The sequence below is a fragment of the Parafrankia sp. Ea1.12 genome, from assembly GCF_900465275.1.
Taxonomy (GTDB): domain Bacteria; phylum Actinomycetota; class Actinomycetes; order Frankiales; family Frankiaceae; genus Parafrankia; species Parafrankia soli.
The window spans coordinates 1-4385 of the sequence record NZ_UBIZ01000553.1 but is presented as its reverse complement, the minus strand read 5'-3'; the positions used below and the strand labels follow the sequence as shown (position 1 = coordinate 4385).

Genomic DNA, 4385 nt, shown 5'->3' with positions numbered 1-4385 from the left:
CCCGGCCCCCGCCCCCGGCCAGCTCGGCGGCGATCAGCCGGCCGCGGACGGCGACCACCCGGGCCGCGTCCGGCACCGACAGCGCCCCCGCCACGCAGGCGGCGGCGATCTCCCCCTGCGAGTGCCCCAGCACCACATCCGCCCGTACTCCCCACGACTCCCACACCGCCGCCAGGCCCACCATCACCGCCCACGACACCGGCTGGACCACCTCGGCCCGCTCCAGCCATCCCGCGCCCGAGACGCCGCGCAGGACGTCCACCACCGACCAGTCCACGAAACCGGCCAGCGCCCGGTCGCACTCCGCCACCCGCTGCGCGAACACGGCGGAAGAATCGAGCAGTTCCACCCCCATGCCCAACCACTGCGCGCCCTGCCCGGGGAACACCCACACCACCCGGCCGTCACCGCCGCCCGCGCCATCACTCGCGCTCGCGCACACCAGATCCGCCGCCGGCTCACCCCCGGCCAGCGCGCCCAGCGCGGCGTGCCGGTCGGCGCCCAGCACCACCGCCCGGTGTTCGAGCGCCGCCCGCCCCCGCACCAGCGAGAAGCCCACGTCGGCGACCGAGCCGGGACCCGGCCGCAGGAAGGCCGCCAGGCGACCGGCCTGGGCGCGCAGCCCCGGCTCCGAACGCGCCGACAGAACCCACGGCACCGCCTCGGTGGGCACCGGTGCGGGACGGGACGCGGCCCCGGCCCCCGAGCCGGCGCCGCCTTCGCCGACCGGTCCGGGCCCGGCCTCGGGCTCGGCCTCGGGCTGGGTCTCGGGTTCCGGCTCAGGCTCCGGTTCGGGCGCGGGGGGCTCCTCCACGATCACGTGCGCGTTCGTGCCCGAGACGCCGAACGACGAGACTCCCGCCCGCCGCGGGCGGTCCGTCCGCGGCCAGTCGACGTCCCCGGTGAGCAGCCGGACGTCGCCAGCGGCCCAGTCGACGGCGGCCGTCGGCTCGGCCACGTGCAGGGTCCGGGGCAGCACCCCGTGACGCAGCGCGAGGACCATCTTGATCACGCCGCCGACCCCCGCGGCCGACTGCGCGTGCCCGATGTTCGACTTCAGCGACCCGAGCCACAGCGGCCGGTCCGCCGGCCGGCCGCGCCCGTAGGTCGCCAGCAGCGCGTCCGCCTCGATCGGGTCGCCCAGTGCCGTCCCGGTGCCGTGCGCCTCGACGGCGTCGACGGTATCCGGCGTGAGCCGGGCGTCGGCCAGCGCCTGACGGATCACCCGTTCCTGCGCGGGACCGTTGGGCGCGGTCAGTCCGTTGGACGCGCCGTCGGAGTTCACCGCGCTGCCCCGCACCACCGCGAGCACCGGATGCCCCAGCCGCCGCGCGTCGCTGAGGCGTTCGAGGAGCAGGACGCCGACACCCTCGGCGAGACCGAAGCCGTCACCGCCCGCGGCGAACGCGCGGCAGCGGCCGTCCGCGGACAGCGCGCGCTGGCGGCCGTACTCGGTGAAGACCAGCGGGGTGGACATCACCGCGACGCCGGCCGCCAGCGCGAGGGCGCACTCGCCGCCGCGCAGCGCCCGCGCCGCCAGGTGCAGCGCCACCAGCGAGGAGGAGCAGGCGGTGTCGACGGTGACGGCGGGGCCTTCCAACCCGAGCGTGTAGGCGACCCGGCCGGACAGCACGCTGCTGGCGCCGCCGGTGCTCAGGTAGCCCTCGACCTCGGTGGGGACGTCACGCAGCCGGGAGACGTAGTCCTGGTAGATGCTGCCGACGAAGACTCCCGTCCCGCTGCCCCGCAGTGCGGACGGATCGATGCCGGCCCGCTCGACCGTCTCCCACACGACCTCCAGCAGGAGCCGCTGCTGGGGGTCCATCGCCAGCGCCTCCCGCGGCGAGATCCCGAAGAACTCCGCGTCGAAGTCGGCGGCGTCGTGGAGGAAGCCACCGTGGCGGGTGTAGGTCGTGCCGGGCCGGGTGCCGTCCGGGTCGTAGAGGGCCGGCAGGTCCCAGCCGCGGTCGGCCGGCAGACCGGTGATCGCGTCCCGGCCGGTGGCGACGAGCTCCCACAGGTCCTCGGGCGAGTGGACGTCGCCCGGGTAGCGGCAGCCCATCCCGACGATCGCGATCGGCTCGTGCGCGGCGGCCTCGAGATCGCTCAGCCGCCGCCGTGTCCGCCGGAGATCCGTCATGATCTTCCTGACGTACTCCCGGAGCCGATCCTCGTTGGCACTGGACATCGGTCAGGTCTCCCAGCGTCGGGCTGATCAGGGCGGACGGGTCACAGCGCGCCGAGCTCCCGGTCGATCACCTCCAGCATCTCGTCGTCGGTCATCGACTCGAAGTCGTCGCCGTCCTCCCCGTCGGGGACGTACGTGCCGCCGGCGGGCGCGGCCGGGGTGTCGGCCCACCGCCAAAGCAGGGCCTGCAGCCGCTCGGTGAGCACGGACCGGTCGCCCTCTGCGGCCATGCCGAGCGCGGCTTCGAGGCGGTCCAGCTCCGCCAGGGCGGCGGCGGTGCCCGCCCGTCCCGGTTCGAGCCCGGCCCGCAGATAGCCGGCCAGGGCCCGCGGCGTCGGATGGTTGAAGACCAGCGCGGCCGGCAGGCGCAGCCCGGTGACGGCGGTCAGCCGGTCGCGGAGCTCGACCCCGCTGAGCGAGTCGAAGCCGAGATCGCGGAACGCGCGGTCATCCGCGACGGCCGTCGCACCCTCGTGGCCGAGCACCGCGGCCGCCTGCCCACGGACCAGTTCCAGCAGGGCCTGCTCCCGGTCGGGCCCGGCGAGGCCGGTCAGCCGCCGGGCGAACGAGGAGGTGTCGGGCTGGTCCGCGTCCGCGGCGGCCCGCCGGGCCGGAATGACCGGCACCGGCGCGGCTGCCGCGGGCGGCGGCCCCGGGGGTGCCACCACGGGTGCCGGGGAGGCCGGCCGGAGTGCCAGCGTGCCCTCGGCGACCGATTGGCCCGTGCCGTCGGCGAGAGTCACGGCCACCTCGTCGGCGCCGGCCGGCGACAGCCGCACGCGCAGCGTCGACGCGCCGTCCGCGAGCACGCGGACGGCGCTCCAGGAGAACGGGCGCAGCCGCCGCGCCCCCAGCTCCGGATCGAGCACGAGCGGCTGGAAGGCGGCGTCGACAAGCACCGGATGCAGGGCGAACCGCCGGGCCGTCCCCCGCAGCGGTTCGGGCAGGCCGACCTCGGCGAACAGCTCCGCATCGCGGCGCCACACCGCACGCACCCCGTGGAAGGCCGGGCCGTAGTCCACGCCCGCCGCGGCGAGGCGCGGGTACAGGTCGTCGACCGGGACGGGACGCGCTCCGCTCGGCGGCCACACGACCAGGTCGAACGCCGGGTCCGCGGCGACGCCGCCCGGGGCCCGCACCGCGAGCGCGCCCCGGGCGTGCCGGGCCCACGGCTCCTGCGGCCCTTCCGGGTCCCCCGGCCGACCTCGACCGTCCGGACGCGCGTAGACGGCCAGCGAGCGCCGGCCCGCGCCGTCGGGCGGACCCACCGCGACCTGCACGTGGACGCCGCCGTGCTCGGGAACGACCAGGGCCGCCTCAAGGGTGAGCTCGGCGACCTCGTCGCAGCCGGTCTGGTCCGCGGCCTGGACGGCCAGCTCGAGGAACACGGCACCGGGCAGCAGTACGGCACCACCGACCGCGTGGTCGGCGAGCCAGGGCTGTGAGCCCCGTGAGAGCAGACCGGTGAGGAGCAGCCCACCGGTGTCGACCAGCGGTACCACGCCGCCCAGCATCGGATGGTCGGCGGGACGCACGCCCGGGTCGGGCGCGCCGCCACGCACCGCGGGCGCGTCGGGCCAGTAGCGCTGGTTCTGGAAGGGGTAGGTCGGCAGGTCCACCTGCCGACCGCCGGCCACCAGCGGGGCCCAGTCCACCGGAACACCGCGCACCCACAGCTGCGCCGCCCCGGCCGCCAGCCGGTCCAGCCCGCCGTCGCCGCGCCGCAGCGACCCCACGACCACAGCGTCCGGGACACCGGCCGCCTCGGCCGTCTCGATGATCGCCGCGGTCAGCACCGGATGCGGGCTGATCTCCACGAACACCCGGTGCCCCTCGCCCACCAACGCGTCGGCGACCTCATGCAGACGGACGGTCGACCGCAGGTTCCGGAACCAGTACTCCCCGTCAAGCTGCCCGGAAACAACCGGGGAGCCGGTGACCGTGGACCACATCTCGACAGTCCCCACACGCGGGACGATCCCGGCCAGCTCCGCGATCAGCCGGTCGCGCACCCGGTCCACCTGCACCGTGTGCGACGCGTAGTCCACCGGCAACCGACGAACCCGAACACCCTCCGCCTCCCACACGGACAGCAGCTCATCCAACCCCGCAGGCTCCCCGGCGACCACCGTCGCCGACGGCCCGTTCACCGCCGCCACCTCCACCCGACCAGCCCCCACCCCCGACCGACCAGCCC

At 76.3% G+C, this 4385-nt stretch carries 2 protein-coding genes; both read right to left on the bottom strand.

Annotated features, from left to right (window positions below; all coding sequences use genetic code 11):
- The coding region (locus FMEAI12_RS31325; RefSeq protein ID WP_146776812.1) for a type I polyketide synthase at nucleotides 1-2188 on the bottom strand (2188 nt) is incomplete at its 3' end.
- A gap of 41 nt (nucleotides 2189-2229) precedes the next feature.
- On the bottom strand, nucleotides 2230-4385 hold a 2156-nt coding region (locus FMEAI12_RS31320), incomplete at its 5' end, for an acyltransferase domain-containing protein (protein WP_146776811.1).